At 71.8% G+C, this 13,660-nt stretch carries 14 protein-coding genes; 4 read left to right on the top strand and 10 right to left on the bottom strand.

Features of this window, described 5'->3' with window-relative positions; all coding sequences use genetic code 11:
* Window positions 1-38 precede the first annotated feature (38 nt).
* The 5 genes from AB0K14_RS08950 to AB0K14_RS08970 form a co-directional block, all read right to left on the bottom strand.
* Window positions 39-569, bottom strand: a complete 531-nt coding sequence (locus AB0K14_RS08950) for a hypothetical protein (protein ID WP_360451139.1) — start codon at window positions 567-569, stop codon at window positions 39-41.
* 113 nt (window positions 570-682) lie between these two features.
* On the bottom strand, window positions 683-1,429 hold the full coding sequence (locus AB0K14_RS08955) for an alpha/beta hydrolase (protein WP_360451141.1): 747 nt from the start codon (window positions 1,427-1,429) through the stop codon (window positions 683-685).
* A 150-nt stretch (window positions 1,430-1,579) separates the two neighbouring features.
* Window positions 1,580-2,434 carry an NAD(P)-dependent oxidoreductase gene (locus tag AB0K14_RS08960; RefSeq protein ID WP_360451144.1) on the bottom strand — a complete coding sequence of 285 codons (855 nt, stop codon included), beginning with the start codon at window positions 2,432-2,434 and terminating at the stop codon, window positions 1,580-1,582.
* 137 nt (window positions 2,435-2,571) lie between these two features.
* The gene (locus AB0K14_RS08965; protein ID WP_360451147.1) at window positions 2,572-4,068 is read right to left on the bottom strand and encodes an amidase; all 1,497 of its coding nucleotides are present in this window, start codon (window positions 4,066-4,068) and stop codon (window positions 2,572-2,574) included.
* A gap of 154 nt (window positions 4,069-4,222) precedes the next feature.
* The gene (locus AB0K14_RS08970) at window positions 4,223-4,396 is read right to left on the bottom strand and encodes a hypothetical protein (RefSeq protein ID WP_360451149.1); all 174 of its coding nucleotides are present in this window, start codon (window positions 4,394-4,396) and stop codon (window positions 4,223-4,225) included.
* 17 nt (window positions 4,397-4,413) lie between these two features.
* Here AB0K14_RS08970 and AB0K14_RS08975 point away from each other — a divergent pair, with 17 nt between their 5' ends.
* Entirely contained in the window at window positions 4,414-5,049 is a 636-nt protein-coding gene (locus tag AB0K14_RS08975) for a hypothetical protein (RefSeq protein WP_360451152.1), read from the top strand.
* Between the two features lie 409 nt (window positions 5,050-5,458).
* The gene (locus AB0K14_RS08980; RefSeq protein ID WP_360451155.1) at window positions 5,459-6,391 is read left to right on the top strand and encodes a hypothetical protein; all 933 of its coding nucleotides are present in this window, start codon (window positions 5,459-5,461) and stop codon (window positions 6,389-6,391) included.
* A 40-nt stretch (window positions 6,392-6,431) separates the two neighbouring features.
* Here the strand turns inward: AB0K14_RS08980 and AB0K14_RS08985 are convergent, their stop codons facing one another.
* Both AB0K14_RS08985 and AB0K14_RS08990 read right to left on the bottom strand, forming a co-directional pair.
* Window positions 6,432-7,283: an ABC transporter permease gene (locus AB0K14_RS08985; RefSeq protein WP_360451157.1), complete on the bottom strand. Its 852-nt coding sequence runs from the start codon at window positions 7,281-7,283 to the stop codon at window positions 6,432-6,434.
* Complete coding sequence (locus tag AB0K14_RS08990) at window positions 7,280-8,164, bottom strand: ABC transporter ATP-binding protein (RefSeq protein ID WP_360451159.1); 885 nt, start codon at window positions 8,162-8,164, stop codon at window positions 7,280-7,282. Before AB0K14_RS08990 ends, AB0K14_RS08985 begins: the two co-directional genes overlap by 4 nt.
* Window positions 8,165-8,284: 120 nt before the next feature.
* Here AB0K14_RS08990 and AB0K14_RS08995 point away from each other — a divergent pair, with 120 nt between their 5' ends.
* Window positions 8,285-8,986 carry a MerR family transcriptional regulator gene (locus AB0K14_RS08995; protein ID WP_360451162.1) on the top strand — a complete coding sequence of 234 codons (702 nt, stop codon included), beginning with the start codon at window positions 8,285-8,287 and terminating at the stop codon, window positions 8,984-8,986.
* 15 nt (window positions 8,987-9,001) lie between these two features.
* Here AB0K14_RS08995 and AB0K14_RS09000 read toward each other — a convergent pair whose 3' ends face one another.
* The 3 genes from AB0K14_RS09000 to AB0K14_RS09010 are packed head-to-tail and all read right to left on the bottom strand — an operon-like array spanning window position 9,002 to window position 12,043.
* Window positions 9,002-9,655, bottom strand: a complete 654-nt coding sequence (locus AB0K14_RS09000; protein WP_360451164.1) for a response regulator transcription factor — start codon at window positions 9,653-9,655, stop codon at window positions 9,002-9,004.
* Window positions 9,652-10,623 carry a histidine kinase gene (locus tag AB0K14_RS09005; RefSeq protein ID WP_360451167.1) on the bottom strand — a complete coding sequence of 324 codons (972 nt, stop codon included), beginning with the start codon at window positions 10,621-10,623 and terminating at the stop codon, window positions 9,652-9,654. Before AB0K14_RS09005 ends, AB0K14_RS09000 begins: the two co-directional genes overlap by 4 nt.
* A gap of 22 nt (window positions 10,624-10,645) precedes the next feature.
* Complete coding sequence (locus AB0K14_RS09010; protein ID WP_360451170.1) at window positions 10,646-12,043, bottom strand: serine hydrolase domain-containing protein; 1,398 nt, start codon at window positions 12,041-12,043, stop codon at window positions 10,646-10,648.
* A 230-nt stretch (window positions 12,044-12,273) separates the two neighbouring features.
* Between AB0K14_RS09010 and AB0K14_RS09015 the strand changes: the two genes are divergently transcribed.
* Window positions 12,274-13,614, top strand: coding sequence for a glycoside hydrolase family 6 protein (locus AB0K14_RS09015; RefSeq protein WP_360451173.1), 1,341 nt, complete (start codon window positions 12,274-12,276; stop codon window positions 13,612-13,614).
* Window positions 13,615-13,660: the final 46 nt, after the last annotated feature.

Consider the following 13,660-nt stretch of genomic DNA (forward strand, 5'->3'; position numbering starts at 1 on the left):
AGTGCCACGCGGTCCGGTGCGCGGGGGTCGGAATCGGGTCAGGGGCGGGGTGTGCGGACGGCGACGGCGGCGATGTCGTCCAGGTACTCGGCGGTGAACCCACCGGCGACGTTCTCCGCTTCGGCGATCACCACGGTCACGCCGTCGACCGTGTCGGAGTCGTAGTTCTGCGCGGTGAAGGGGACGTCGTTGATCCGGAGCAACGATCCCGACAGCGGCGTGAGGTCGCCGGTGCCGTGGATGTCCTCGACGCGTTTGAACTCGCGCGCCTTGTCGCGGTCGTCGAACTCGACCCAGGCGACGAACACCACGGCCGTGCCGCCCTTGTCGTCGGTGACGGTGAACAGCATCCGGTCGAGCGCGACGCACGGGACGGCTCTCAGCAACTCCTGCACCTGGCCGAAGGAGTGGGAGACGCACTCCGCGTCCTCCCGGGTGGCCCGGTCGACCACGCGCAGCCCGCTGTCACGCCAGACCTCGTCCGGGTCCTCGGGCGCCGCGAGCCCACCCGCGCCCGCGGCCACCACGCCGGCCAGCGCGGCGGCCGCGATCAACCCACCCGATCCCACCTGCCGCCACCTCCCCCACCGACCGGCACAGTCATCCACTGGTACCCGGTTTGAAGGTAACTCCCACCTGCCACCGGCGGACAGGCCCCGCTACCGAACGCCGCACCACGAACTCAGCTGAGGTGTCGGGCGAAGAACCGGTTCGCCTCGTCCCCCTCGAACCGCGGCACGCCGGTGTGCCCGCCCATGTTGGCGTGCAGCGTCTTCTCCTCGGAGCCGAACGCGTCGAACAGGTCCAGGGCCATTTGCCGGTCGTTGCCCTCGTCGTCCCACTGCAGCAGCACCAGCAGCGGAATGGTGACCTGCCGCGCTTCCTCGAACACCGCGCGCGGCACGAAGCTCCCGGCGAACAGGAGGGCGGCCGAGATGCGCGGCTCGACCACCGCCAACCGGACGCCGATGGAGATCACCCCGCCCGCGTAACCGACCGGGCCGCCGATCCCGGGCAGCGCGAGGAGGGCGTCCAAGGTGGCCCGCCACTCCGGGACCGCCCTGTCGACCAGTGGGAGGACGAGCCGGTCGACGATCTCGTCACCGACCGGCTCGCCGGCCTCCAGCGCGCGTTGCAGGTCGGCGCGGGCCTGCTCGGCTGCGGCGAAACGGGGTCGGTCACCGCCGCCGGGGAGCTCGATGGTGGCCGTGGCGAAGCCCTCCGCCGCGGCGTGCCGGGCCCGGGCGGCCAGTCGGGGGTACATCCGGCGCAGTCCGCCGGGGTGGCCGAGGAGGATCAGTGGGGCGGGTGCGGAGGTGGGGGTGGTGGGGGTGGGTCCGGGCGTCCAGAGGATGCCGGGGACTTCGTCGAGGGTGAACTCGCGTTCGAGGACGCCGTCGTGGAAGCGCTGTTCGGAGGTGAATCGCACGGTCGTGCCTTTCGGGAGTGCTCGTGAACGGCGCTCCCGGACGACCTATCGCCCGACCGTGACCCCTGAGGGGAGCACCCATGTCGATACGTCCACGGGTACCACCTCCTCGTTCTTCCGCACGGCCTGCGAGAAGCAGCCTACCGGAGACTAAGACCCGAACGCCGCGATCACCGACGCCATGTCCGCACTCGCACCGACTCGACCCGCCGCGGTCCGGTAGTGCTCGTTCAGCACGCGCATCAAGCGGTCATCGGTGCCCGTCGACGCCATCGCGGCCATGATCAGCTCGCTGTCCTTGACCGCGCCGTCGACCCCGAACGAGGGCGGGAACTCACCGTCGATCATGGCACGACCCTTGACCTGCGCATACGTGCTGTCCACCGGCCCTCCGGCGATGGCCTCGAAGAACGCGTCGGGATCCAGCCCCAGACCTCGGGTCAGCGCCACGGCCTGCGCGGCGGCCGCGGTGATCGACAGCACCCACGAGTTCGCGGCCAGTTTGAGCCGCTGCCCGTCACCAGGGCGTTCACCCGCCCACACCGTGCGGATCGCGATGGCGTCGAACACCGGCGCGACGGTCGCGCGCAGCTCGACGGGCCCGCCCGCGAGGACGGTCAGCTTGCCCTGCTCCGCCGGTGCACGGGTGCCGAGAACGGGTGCGTCCACGTACGGCACGCCGTGCATCGCGGCCAGTTCGGCGAGGTGGTCGCTGCCGGCCAAGCCGACCGTGCCGCACTGCACCCACACCGCGCCGTCCTCGATCGACGGCAGCGCCTCGGCCATCACCCCGGCGGTGGCGTCGGCGTCGAACAGCATCGTGATCACGGCGTCCGCGCCGACGACCGCGCTCTTCGGGTCGTCGGCGACCACGGCGCCCTCGTCGGCCAGCGGACGGGCCTTGGCCAGGCTGCGGTTCCACACCACGACGTCTGCCTTGGCCCGCAGCAGGCTCCGCGCCATACCGGCGCCCATCAGACCCGTTCCCAACACCACCACGCGCATGGGCCCAACATCCCACCATGGGCCGAATGGCGCATCACGAAGACGTCACCTGGGTTACACGGAGCTGAGGGGTGAGGGTGGGGGTTGGGTGATGGGAACACCAGGTGAACGACCTGTTCTGCCGGGCGGCGGAGGGGTTAAGGCAGCGAAGGTAGGTAAGAAGGTGCGCGCCGAGCGTGGGCGGTCCGTTCGAACGCGGCGGCGAAGCGCAGCACCGTCATGTCCGCCCCATGGCCCGCCATGAACGACACCCCGATCGGCAGCGGCCCCGCGAACCCGGCCGGGACGGTGGCGTTCGGGTAGCCGGACACGGCGGCCGGCGTGGACGACCCGAGTTCGTAAGCGTCGCCGCTGCCGTACTCGGTCCGCCACGCGGGCCCGTTCGTCGGAGCCATGATCACGTCCAGCCGGTGCGCGGCCAGGACCTCGTCGATGGACCGACGGGCGAGAGAGGTAGCGGTGCGGCGCTGCTCGACGTAGGTCGGGTCGGTCACCGGCGGCGCCTTCTCGGCCTCGACGAACAGCTCCTGGCCGAACTTGCTCAGCTCCACCGGGTCGGCCTCGTTGAACGCGATCAGCTCGGTCAGCGTCTTCGGCACGCCGGGCCGGGTGCGCAGGTACCGCTCCAGGTCGTGCTTGAACTCGGTGATCAGCGCCGGGAACTCGGCCGCCTCGACCTGGTCCTGGTAGGGCAGCTCCACCTCGACCACGGTCGCGCCGGCCCGCCGGAGCACCTCCACCGCCGACTGCACGACCCGGTCCGCGTCGCCGTCGCGGCCCGCCTTGCGCCAGACGCCGACCCGCTTGCCGCGCAACGACGCGGAACCGAGGTCGGCGGCGTAGTCGACGCCCTTGCCCTCCAACGCGGACATCAGGATCGCGGCGTCCACCACGTGCCGGGCCATCGGTCCGGCCGTGTCCTGGTGCGACGAGATCGGCACGATGCCGTCGCCGCTGACCCGGCCGAGCGTCGGCTTGAGCCCGACCAAGCCGTTCTGCCCGGCCGGGCAGACGATCGAACCGTCGGTCTCCGTGCCGACGGCGACCTGCGCCAACGACGCCGCCACCGCCGCGCCCGAGCCGGACGACGAGCCGCACGGGTTGCGGTCGAGCACGTGCGGGTTGTTGGTCTGCCCACCGACCGCCGACCAGCCGGAGGTGGAGGACGTGGACCGGAAGTTCGCCCACTCGGACAGGTTCGTCTTGCCCAGCACCACCGCGCCCGCGTCACGCAGGCGTCGCACCAGTTCGGCGTCGTCGCGCGGCGGCACGCGCAGGGCGCGCGAACCGGCGGTGTTGCCCATGTTCCTGGTGTCGATGTTGTCCTTGAGCAGCACCGGGATGCCGTCCAGCAGCCCCTTGGTCCGCCCTTCCCGACGACGCCGATCGCTCTGCGCGGCCTGCGCGAGCGCTTCGGGGTTCACCGCGACCACCGAGCGGACCTTGCGGTCCACCGTTTCGATGCGGCGCAGGTAGGCGCGGGTCAGGTCGACCGAGGTGAGGGTGCCCGCGTCCATGCGGCGGACCAGGTGCGGGATGGTCACGGCGTCCAGGTTCTCGACCGGGCGGGTGTGGGCGTTGGCCGGCGGTGCGATGACGAGCACGCACAGCAGGGCCGCGAGCAGGGATCGCATGGTGGTCAGCCCAGACCCGGTGACCGGTTCCGGTCAACCCGCCGTTCGTCGGCCGCTTCGGGGCGCTGGTTCCGGGCGCGTCTGGTTCCGGGCGCGTCTGGTCTGGGGCGCCTGGTCCGGGTTGCCTGGTCCGGGTGCCTGGTCCGGGGCGTGGTTACTTGTTCTGGGGAGGCGGAGCCGGGTCGGCTGCGGCGACCCGGGCGTGCAGGCGGTCGCGGATCTCGTCGGGAGAGTAGGCGCGGCGCTTGCGTTCCGCGCGTGCGATCACCACCCCGGTCGCAGCGACACCCGCGACACCGGCCAGGCCGAGCAGCTTCCACCAACGCATCTGCCTAGGCTACCGGGATGGCTGGAACGAAGATCGGTCTGGACGAAGCGGTCGAGCTCACTCGAACCGGTGATGTCTGGTTGTTCCGCGGCAGCTCGGTCGCCGACCGGGCGATCCGCGTGACCACGAACAGCCCGGTCAACCACGTGGGGATGACCGTGGCGGTCGAAGACCTGCCGCCGTTGATGTGGCACGCCGAGCTGGGGCGCTCCTTGCCGGACGTGTGGACCGGCACGCACCACCGCGGCGTGCAGCTGCACGACCTGCGCGAGGCCGTGCTGGTGTGGGCGCGCAAGTACGGGCAGCGGGCGTGGCTGCGGCAGCTCGACCGGCCGACCACTCAGGAAGAGGACGACGCGGTGCTCAAGACGGTGGCGCAGCTGAACGGCACCCCGTTCCCCTCGACGGCGAGGTTGGCCACGAGGTGGTTGCGCGGTCGACTGCCGAACTTGCGCAAGACCTCCGAGGCGACGCTGGAGACGGCGTACTGCGCGGAGGTGGTGGCGGTGACGTACGAGGCGATGGGGTTGTTGCCTGGCGGTCGTCGGGCGAACTGGTACGACCCGGGGCGGTTCTGGAGTGGGGATGAGTTGGATCTGTTGGGTGGGGCGCGGTTGGGGGACGAGATAGCGGTGGAGATCCCAGGGGGTTGAGGTTGGTTGGGTCCGGGTCGGGTTGGGTCCGGTTTGGGTGGTGTGGGTCGGGTCGGGTCGGGTGGTGTGGGTTCGGCGCTCGGGTCCGGCTCGATTTGACATGGGGCCCTTACGGGCACCCCAGGCAGGCCAAAGCCGGGCAGGCCTGGCGGATAAAGCGCCCGCCAAGCCTGCCCGGCTTCGTCCAGCCTATGGCACCCGAACCCATGTCAAATCGGGCCTCGGTGGGTGCGCTGCGGGTCCGATGGGGCTGGGTTGGGGAGCCTCGGTGGGTTGGCGGCGGGGTCGTTGGGAGTGAGTGAGGGTGGTGGGTCGTTGAGGTGGGTTGTTGGCCATTTGTTCACGGGGTTGGGCACCGCCTTGGGAAAAGCAGGCGTGCTGGACGACGTGTCGCCCTACCATCCGATTGGTGAACACACGTTCAAGCGTGGCGTTGGTCGCGGTGTTGTTGGTCGGGTGTGCGGCTGAGGCGGAGGTGCCGCGGACGGTGCCGGAGACCGGGTTGCTCGGGGCGCTGGCGGGTGCGCGGTCCACTGCCGAGTCGTCCGTGCTGGTCGAGTACGGGGATGTCGCGGCGGTGCGGGCGTTGCTGGGCAAGGACGCGGAGCGCTTCAAGGGCTTGAGCGGCTACGGGTATTCCGACGTTGCCGGGCGTGGTCAGGTGTTGCCTGAGCTGGTCGGGTTCGACCCGGCACGGGCTGCGACGGCGCTGCGGGTGGGGCAGGCGCCCATGTGGGCCGCTGTGTTGCGCATGGACGTCGACGTGGCGGCGGTGGAGGCGAAGCTCGCCGGGCTCGGTGGTCGTCGGGCCGGCTCGGGGGCCTGGATCACCGGTGAGGACAACGAGGTCGACGCGGACGGTCCGTTGGCGGAAGCGGGGATCGTGACCGGGTTCCAGCAGGTTCGGGTGGAGCCGGGCTCGGTCGCCCACTCCCCCAGCGGTGAGGCGTTGAAGTGGGTGACCGAGTCGCCGGGTGAGAGGTCGCTGGCCGCGGATCCGATGATCGGTGAACTGGCCCGCTGCCTCGGCGAGGTGTCGGCGGCGGTGATCAGCAAGCCCAAGAGCGGGTTGCCGGTGGCCGCGGGCGTGCGCACGACCCCGGCGGGTGAGAGCACCGAGGTCGTGTGCGTGCCCGACGAGAACCCCAACGCGCTCAAGGACCTCGTGCGGACCAAGTTGGAGGCGGCGCCCTGGTCGGAGGTGCTTCCCGGTGCGACGGCCGAGCAGCCCGGTGACCAGACCGGTGTGGTGCGGGTGCTCGCGCCGAACGCGCCGGAGGCCGGGGTCGGTCGGGTGCTCACGGCGTTGCAGCGCGGCGAGCTACCGACGTTGTTCGGCTGATTTGGGTGGGCGTGGGGGTTGCCGGTCGCGGTCGGGTCGGTCAGTCGAACCGCTGGGCGACCTGTTCACGGCGGGCCGCGACCGAGGAGCCCGACTCGCGCCGGGCCATGCGGCGCAGGACGAGCGGTGCCACGGCGAAGCCCACCACGGCCCACGCACCGAGCGCGACCACGGTCTCCAGGTGGCGCCACGAGCCGCCGATCTCGGCCACGGCCACGGCGTCCGGCAGCAGTGCCGACCGCAGGCCCAGTCCCAGCCAGTACAGCGGGAACGCCTGGCCGACCCACTGCAACCACCCCGGCATGGCGGTGATCGGGTAGAACACGCCCGACACCACCACCAGGCCCATGAGCAGCAAGGTGACGAAACCGAGGTTCTGGGCGTTGCCGAACACCGCGCCGATGATCGCCCCGATCGGCAGGGTCGCGAGCAGGCCGAGCACCAGCACCCACGTCACCGTCAGCCACGTCGACACCCGACCGGCCGCCAGACCGTCGAACAGCAGCAGCGCGGGCACCAGGACCACCGCGAGCACGGCGATCGTCATAGCCGCCTTGCCCAGCACCCTGCCCACGACGTAGGCGAGCACACCGTTCGGCGTCGCCTTGGCCCGCAGCAGCGTGCCGTCCTCACGGTCCATGGTCAGCGCCAGCGCCAACCCCATGAGGCCGGTGAAGACGACGTTCATCGCGAGGATGCCGGGCACCGCCTGCGCGCCGAGCGGGAAGTCGAGGCCGGGGGCCGCGCCGTCGCCGAACGCGTACATCACCACGAGCGCGACCACCGGCAGCCACAGCCAGCCGATCAGCTCGCCCGGGTTGGTCATGGTCTGGCCGAACTCGATCCGTGCGCGCCGCACGCCGGCGCGCACGGCCATCGCCTTGGCGTTCACGCGGCCACCGCCTCGGACTCGCGCACCAGCGCCAGGTACACGTCCTCCAGGCCGACCCTGCGGACCTCCAGGTCCTGCACCGCCTTGCCGTGCTCGGCGAACAGCTCCCGCACGTAACCTGTGGAGTCGGCCACGGACCGCACGTGCTCCGCGCCGTCCAGCCGGTACCTGACCTCGGCCTCGCCCGCGATCCGGGCGGCCAGTTCCGCGGCCGTGCCGTCGGCCACCACCCGGCCGGACACGAGGATCACGATGCGGTCGGCCAGTTTCTCGGCCTCGGTGAGGTCGTGGGTGGTGAGCAGGATCGAGGTGCCGGACAGCCGGCGCACCAGCTCGTGGAACTCGCGCCGCGCCTCGGGGTCGAAGCCGACCGTCGGTTCGTCCAGGAACAGCAGGTCCGGCCGTCCGACCAGGCCGACCGCGACGTCCAGCCGGCGTCGCTGACCACCGGACAGGGTGCCGATCCTCCGGTCGGCGTGGTCGGTCAGGCCGACGAGGCCGATCAGCTCGTCGGGGTCGAACACCTGCTCGCGGTAGGGCAGGTAGAACAGGCTCAGGTACGACAGCAGCTCGCGCACCCGCCAGCGGCCGTGGTCGCGCCACGATTGCAGCACCACGCCCAACCTCGCCCGCCACGCCTCGTCGGCGTCGTCCGGGTCGACGCCCAGCACCCGGACGTCGCCGTCGGACCGCTTGCGGAAGCCCTCCAGGATCTCGACGGTGGTGGTCTTGCCCGCGCCGTTGGGGCCGAGCAGCGCCACCACCTCACCCGGTCCGACGGTCAGGTCCACCCCCTTCAGCACGTCGGTGGAGCCGTACCGCATGCGCAGGCCGCGCGTGTGCACGACCGACGGTTCCCGCTGGTTGTCGCCGGTTCTCATGCCTTCAACCGTATCGTTGAACCTCCATATTGAGACTTTTGGCGGTTGTGGGTGAGTTCATGCGGTCGGGGAGACAGGTAACCTTAAAATCGCCGTTGAACCCGGTAGGAGGATGTGACGGTGTCGCTTCGCCCAGTGGACCTCGCCCGCGCGGCGGGCATCTCGGCCCAGCAGGTGCGCAACTACCTCGACGCCGGGGTGCTGCCGCCCGCCGAACGCTCACCGGCGGGGTACCGGAGGTTCGACGAGCGGCACCGGCAGGCGTTGACGACGTACCGGGCGTTGGGGCGGGGGTACGGGTGGGAGGCCGCCAAGGCCATCATGCGCTCGATCCACGACGGTTCGCCGGACCTGGCGTTGGCGCGGGTGGACGCCGAGCACGCGGCGGCGCACGGGCAGCGGTTGGCGTTGCGGGCGACGGCCGAGGCGCTGGAGGCGGTGGCCGTGCACCCGCCGGACGCGGTGCCGCGCACGGGGTTGCGGGTCGGTGAGCTGGCGGCGCGGCTGGGCGTGCGGCCGTCCGCGCTGCGGGTGTGGGAGGCGGCCGGTCTGCTGCTGCCCAAGCGCGACACCGACGGGCACCGCCGCTTCGGCGCGACCGACGTCCGCGACGCCCGGTTGGTGGCCACCCTGCGGCAGAGCCGCTACCCGCTGCCCACGATCAAGCCGATCATGGACGAGTTCCGCAGCTCGGGTGGCGCGGACGCGTTGCGCGCGGCCATCACCGCACGGGACGCGGAACTCGGTCGTCGGGCGATGGCGATGCTCGAAGCCGCCAACGCCCTGCACGGCTACCTGACCACGGCAGGTACCGAGTCCTAGGCACGGGTGCGCCACCTACCTCGTGGTCAGCCCGGCCTCGTAGGCCAGGATCGCGGCCTGGACGCGGTTGGCCACCTCAAGCCGGTGCAGGATCGCGCTGACGTGCGCCTTCACCGTGCCCTCCACGAGGCCCAGGCGCCGGGCGATGTCCTGGTTCGACAGGCCCTCCCCCACCAGCGCCAGCACGTCGCGCTCACGGGCGGTCAGCGCGGCGACCCGCCGGCGCGCGTCGTCGAGCCTGGTGAGGCGCCCGCCGCGCAGGTCGGCCACGACGCGGTGGGCGATCTTCGGCGACAGGTAGGCCGCACCCCCGGCGACGGCGCGCACGCCGATCAGGAGTTCCCTCGGGTCGGCGGCCTTGAGCAGGAAGCCGTCGGCACCCTCGCCCAGCGCCCGCGCCACATACTCGTCCTCGTCGAACGTCGTGAGCACCAGCACCGCGACCTCGGGCGCGGACCGGCGCAGCTCGACGGCGGCGGCCAGGCCGTCCAGGCGAGGCATCCGGATGTCGAGCAGCACGACGTCCGGCCGGTGCTCAAGCGCCAGCGCGACCGCCTCGTGCCCGTCCGCGGCCTCGGCGACCACCTCGATGCCCGGGTCGGTGGTGAGGATCGCCTTCACCCCGGCGCGGACCATCGCCTCGTCGTCGGCGAGCAGCACGCGGATCACGCCGGTCCCTCCCCGCCGGATCGCACGGGCAGCCGTGCCGCCACGGTGAACCGCCCGTCCGCCGGACCCGACCGCAGGGTGCCACCGAGCAACCGGACCCGCTCGGCCAACCCCGCCAGCCCGCTGCCGTCGCCCGGCGGCACCGGGTCGGCCGGGTTCGCCACGGTGACCAGCACCTCGTCGGCCGATCGCCGCACCTCGACGGTCACCGGCGCGCCAGGCGCGTGGCGGGCGGCGTTGGTCAGCGACTCCTGCACCACCCGGTGCACCGCGCGGTCCACCAACGGTGACAGCGGTGTCGTGTCGCCCACCTCGGTGAGGACCACGGGCAACCCGGCTCGTGCGGCCCGTTCCACCAACACCTCCACGCTCTCGTCCGGCGGTTCGACCGGCGCTCCGACGCCTTGGCGCAGCACGCCGACGGTGTGCCGCAACCGGTCGGTGGCGGTCACCGCCGACGCGCGCAACCCGGCCGCGGCCTCGCGGGTCGAGTCGGTGTCGGCGGTCAGCTCCAACGCGCCGGCGCGCAGCGCGATCAGCGCCAGCTCGTGGCCGAGCGAGTCGTGCATGTCGGCCGCGATCCGGGCGCGCTCCAGCAGTCGGGCCCGTTCGGCGACCAACTCCTGCGACCGCTCCAACTGCACGATCCGCTCCCGTCCGGCCTCGACCAGCTCGGCCTGCTGCCGCCGGAACCGACCGGCGAGCCAGGGCAGCAGCACGGACAACCCGAGGCTCGCCAACGCGCCGACGCCCTCCCAGACCCGCACCGCGGTGATGACCAGCCCGGCCGCCGCCACCACGCCCACCACCAGCCCGCCGCGACGCACCGGGAGGTGCCGGCCGAGCAGGTAGGCCAGGACTCCCAGCACCACGTACGCCAGTTGCCGCCACGCCGGCATCGCGTCCGTGCTCAGGCCGTTGACCAGCCCCGCGACCGCGACGACCGCGAGCACCGCCCCGTTCCGCATGACCCGCACCCTACGTCGCTCCTCAGTGGACCGTCGAACGCAATCGCAGCAGGCGCGCGATCGCGGTCACCACGCCCGCGAGCGCCACCACCAGCAAGGTGATCGACAGCGGCGCGGCGAAGTAGGTCAGCTGCGCCCACGTGACGGCTCGGCCGTTCACCAGGAACGACACCAGGTCCGGGTAGGCCGCGAACACCGCCGCAGGCAGGAGCAACGGCACGAACCGCAGCCACACCCGCCACCGCGGCGCGCCCGCCCGACGCCGTGCCCACCGGTCCGACCGCCGCACGCCCAGCACACCGAGCCCCACGGCGAGCAGCGCGACCAGGCCGAGCACCAGCTCCCACAGCTGCCGCGCACCACCGACGGCCTCCGGCTGCCGCCCCTCGCTCAACGCGATCAAGCCCATGAGGATGTCGTAGGTGTCGTCGTGCAGCGCCGCGCTGTTGGTCAGCACGGCGAACCCGTACCCGGTGCCGGGCACGACCGCCTGCACGGCCGAGTAGGTGAACAGGTTCCCGGGGTGCACCAGCGTGCCGTCCTGCGGGATCCAACCCATGCCGTACTCCTCCACAGTGGACGAAGTGTGCATCGTGCGCAGGCCTTCCGGCGACACCAACGCCACGCCGTTCCCGGTCTGGCTGATCAACCACCGGCCCATGTCCGCGGCCGTGGTGATGACCCCGCCGCCACCGCTGGAGTCGAGGAACCCGGGCAGCTCGGCACGGCTCACCCAGGCGCCGAACAGCGAGTTGTAGCCGTCGGCGGGCCGGACCACGTCGGCCGACACCGCGCTGCGCCCCATGCCGAGCGGGCCGAACACCCGCTCCCGCAGGTACTCGCCGAACGGCCGCCCGCTCGCCACCTCCACCAGCCGGGCGGCCAGGTCGTAGTTCACGTTGCAGTACTCGTAGCGCGTGCCCGGGTCGGCGGCCAGCCGCCCCTCGCCCAAGCCCGAGGCGTACTCCGCGAGCGACGTCACCGACTCCAGCGCCGTGACGTCGATCGTGGTGTCGGAGAAGCCGGACGTCTGGTTCAGCAGGTGCCGGACCGTCACGCCGGTGAACCTCGGGTCCGCCATGGTGAAGCCGGGCAGCTGGTCGACCACCGGCTCGTCCAGCCCGATCCGCCCGTCCTCCACCAGCGTCATCACGGCCATGGCGGTGAACGACTTGCTGACCGAGGCGACCCGCATCGGCGTGTCCGCGGTGACCGGTGCGCCCTCGGAATCCTCGCCGTAGCCGGCGGCGTGCACCACGCGGTCGTCGTGGGTCACCACGATCGACACGCCCGGCAGACCGGTGTCGTGCATGACGCCGGCCATGTAGTCGTCGATGGAGGCCGGGGACGGCTCGGCGTGGGCGGCCGGGGTCAGCAGGGTCGCGGCGACGATCACCGCGCCGATCAGGGTTGTTCTCATGCGGTGAAACTACGAATCGGTGGCGGGCCCGGGCATCGGGCCGCAGGCCGGATCCACCCCTGACGAAAGTAAGGGGTGGCGGCGGCGCGCTGTTCACCTGGACGTTCGCCAGGGGCCTCGCGCGGATCCGAAGCCCCCGGACGTGATCACGGCCGGGTGTCCGCCCCGCGCGGTACGGTGGCAGCACACCGCCTCCCTCACATCGTTGTGATCACCGGAGGTAGCAGTTCATGAGGTCTTTCATACGCGTCGGCCACGTGCTGACCGCGGTCGTGTTCGCGGCCGGGCTCGCGGTCGCCACCCCGGCCGACGCGGCACCGCACTGGATACCGCCACGCGTGGACAACCCGTACGTCGGCGCCCGCGCCTACGTCAACCCGGAGTGGTCCGCGCGCGCCGCCGCCGAACCGGGCGGCACGGCCGTCGCCGGCCAACCCACCGGCGTGTGGCTGGACGACATCGCGTCGATCGAGGGCTCGGCCGGGAAGATGGGCCTGCGCGCCCACCTGGAGGAGGCCCTGCGCCAACGCGCCGGCCTGGTGCAGCTCGTCCTGTGGAACGCGCCCGGCCGCGACTGCGGTTGGCTGTCCACCAACGGCGAGCTGGCCTTCGGCGAGCTCCCGCGCTACAAGCAGGAGTTCGTCGACCCGATCGCCCGGATCCTGGCCGAGCCCAGGTACGCGCGGCTGCGGGTCGTCGCGGTCGTGGAGCCCAACTCGTTGCCGTTCCTGGTCACGCACGTGCAGCCCCGGTCCGACGCCACCCTGAGCTGTGAGCAGGTCAGGGCCTCCGGCGCCTACACCGAGGCCATCGGGTACGCGCTGGCGAAGCTCGGCGCGATCCGCAACGTCTACAACTACCTCGACATCAGCCACCACGGGCACATCGGCTGGGACGACAACCGCAAGCCGACGCTGGCGCTGCTGGTGAAGGCGGCGAGCTCGGGCGGCAGCGGGCTCGGCACCGTGCACGGCTTCATCGCCAACACCGCCAACTACTCGGCGCTGCGCGAGGAGTTCATCGTCAAGACGGTCGTCAACGGGCAGCACATCCAGCAGACCAGGTGGGTGGACTGGAACCCGTTCGTCGACGAGCTGTCCTTTGTGGACTTCATCCGAGCCGAGGCGGTCGCGGCGGGCTTCGACCCGCGCGTCGGCGTGCTGGTCGACACCTCGCGCAACGGGTGGGGCGGACCGAACCGGCCGACCAAGCCGGGCCCGGAGACGACCGTGGAGACCTACGTCGAGACCAGCCGGATCGACCGCAGGCTGCGGATCGGCAACTGGTGCAACCAGACCGGCACCGGCCTGGGCGAACGGCCGGTCGCCGCACCGCGGCCCAACGTCGACGCGTACGTGTGGATGAAGCCGCCCGGCGAGTCGGACGGCGCGAGCCTCCCGCTGCCGATCGGCGACGAGAACCACAACCGGATGTGCGACCCGGACTACCAGGGTCGGCCGGATTCCAGCCCGGACCCGACCGGCGCGTGGCGCAACGCGCCGCCGGCCGGCCACTGGCACTCGGCGCAGTTCCAGGAACTGCTGCGCAACGCCCACCCGCCCGTCAACTAGATCTCTTGCGGATAATCCAGTGTTGTCCCGGTAGCTAGACTGGGGC

The sequence above is a fragment of the Actinosynnema sp. NPDC050801 genome (assembly GCF_040673975.1).
Lineage (GTDB): Bacteria > Actinomycetota > Actinomycetes > Mycobacteriales > Pseudonocardiaceae > Actinosynnema.

What these genes read in the sequence shown, in the direction of transcription:
- AB0K14_RS08960 (WP_360451144.1), bottom strand. Translation starts at nt 2,434, where the DNA reads ATGCGCGTGGTGGTGTTGGGAACGGGTCTGATGGGCGCCGGTATGGCG.
- AB0K14_RS08965 (WP_360451147.1), bottom strand. Translation starts at nt 4,068, where the DNA reads ATGCGATCCCTGCTCGCGGCCCTGCTGTGCGTGCTCGTCATCGCACCG.
- AB0K14_RS08970 (WP_360451149.1), bottom strand. Translation starts at nt 4,396, where the DNA reads ATGCGTTGGTGGAAGCTGCTCGGCCTGGCCGGTGTCGCGGGTGTCGCT.
- AB0K14_RS08975 (WP_360451152.1), top strand. Translation starts at nt 4,414, where the DNA reads ATGGCTGGAACGAAGATCGGTCTGGACGAAGCGGTCGAGCTCACTCGA.
- AB0K14_RS08990 (WP_360451159.1), bottom strand. Translation starts at nt 8,164, where the DNA reads ATGAGAACCGGCGACAACCAGCGGGAACCGTCGGTCGTGCACACGCGC.
- AB0K14_RS09005 (WP_360451167.1), bottom strand. Translation starts at nt 10,623, where the DNA reads ATGCGGAACGGGGCGGTGCTCGCGGTCGTCGCGGTCGCGGGGCTGGTC.
- AB0K14_RS09010 (WP_360451170.1), bottom strand. Translation starts at nt 12,043, where the DNA reads ATGAGAACAACCCTGATCGGCGCGGTGATCGTCGCCGCGACCCTGCTG.
- AB0K14_RS09015 (WP_360451173.1), top strand. Translation starts at nt 12,274, where the DNA reads ATGAGGTCTTTCATACGCGTCGGCCACGTGCTGACCGCGGTCGTGTTC.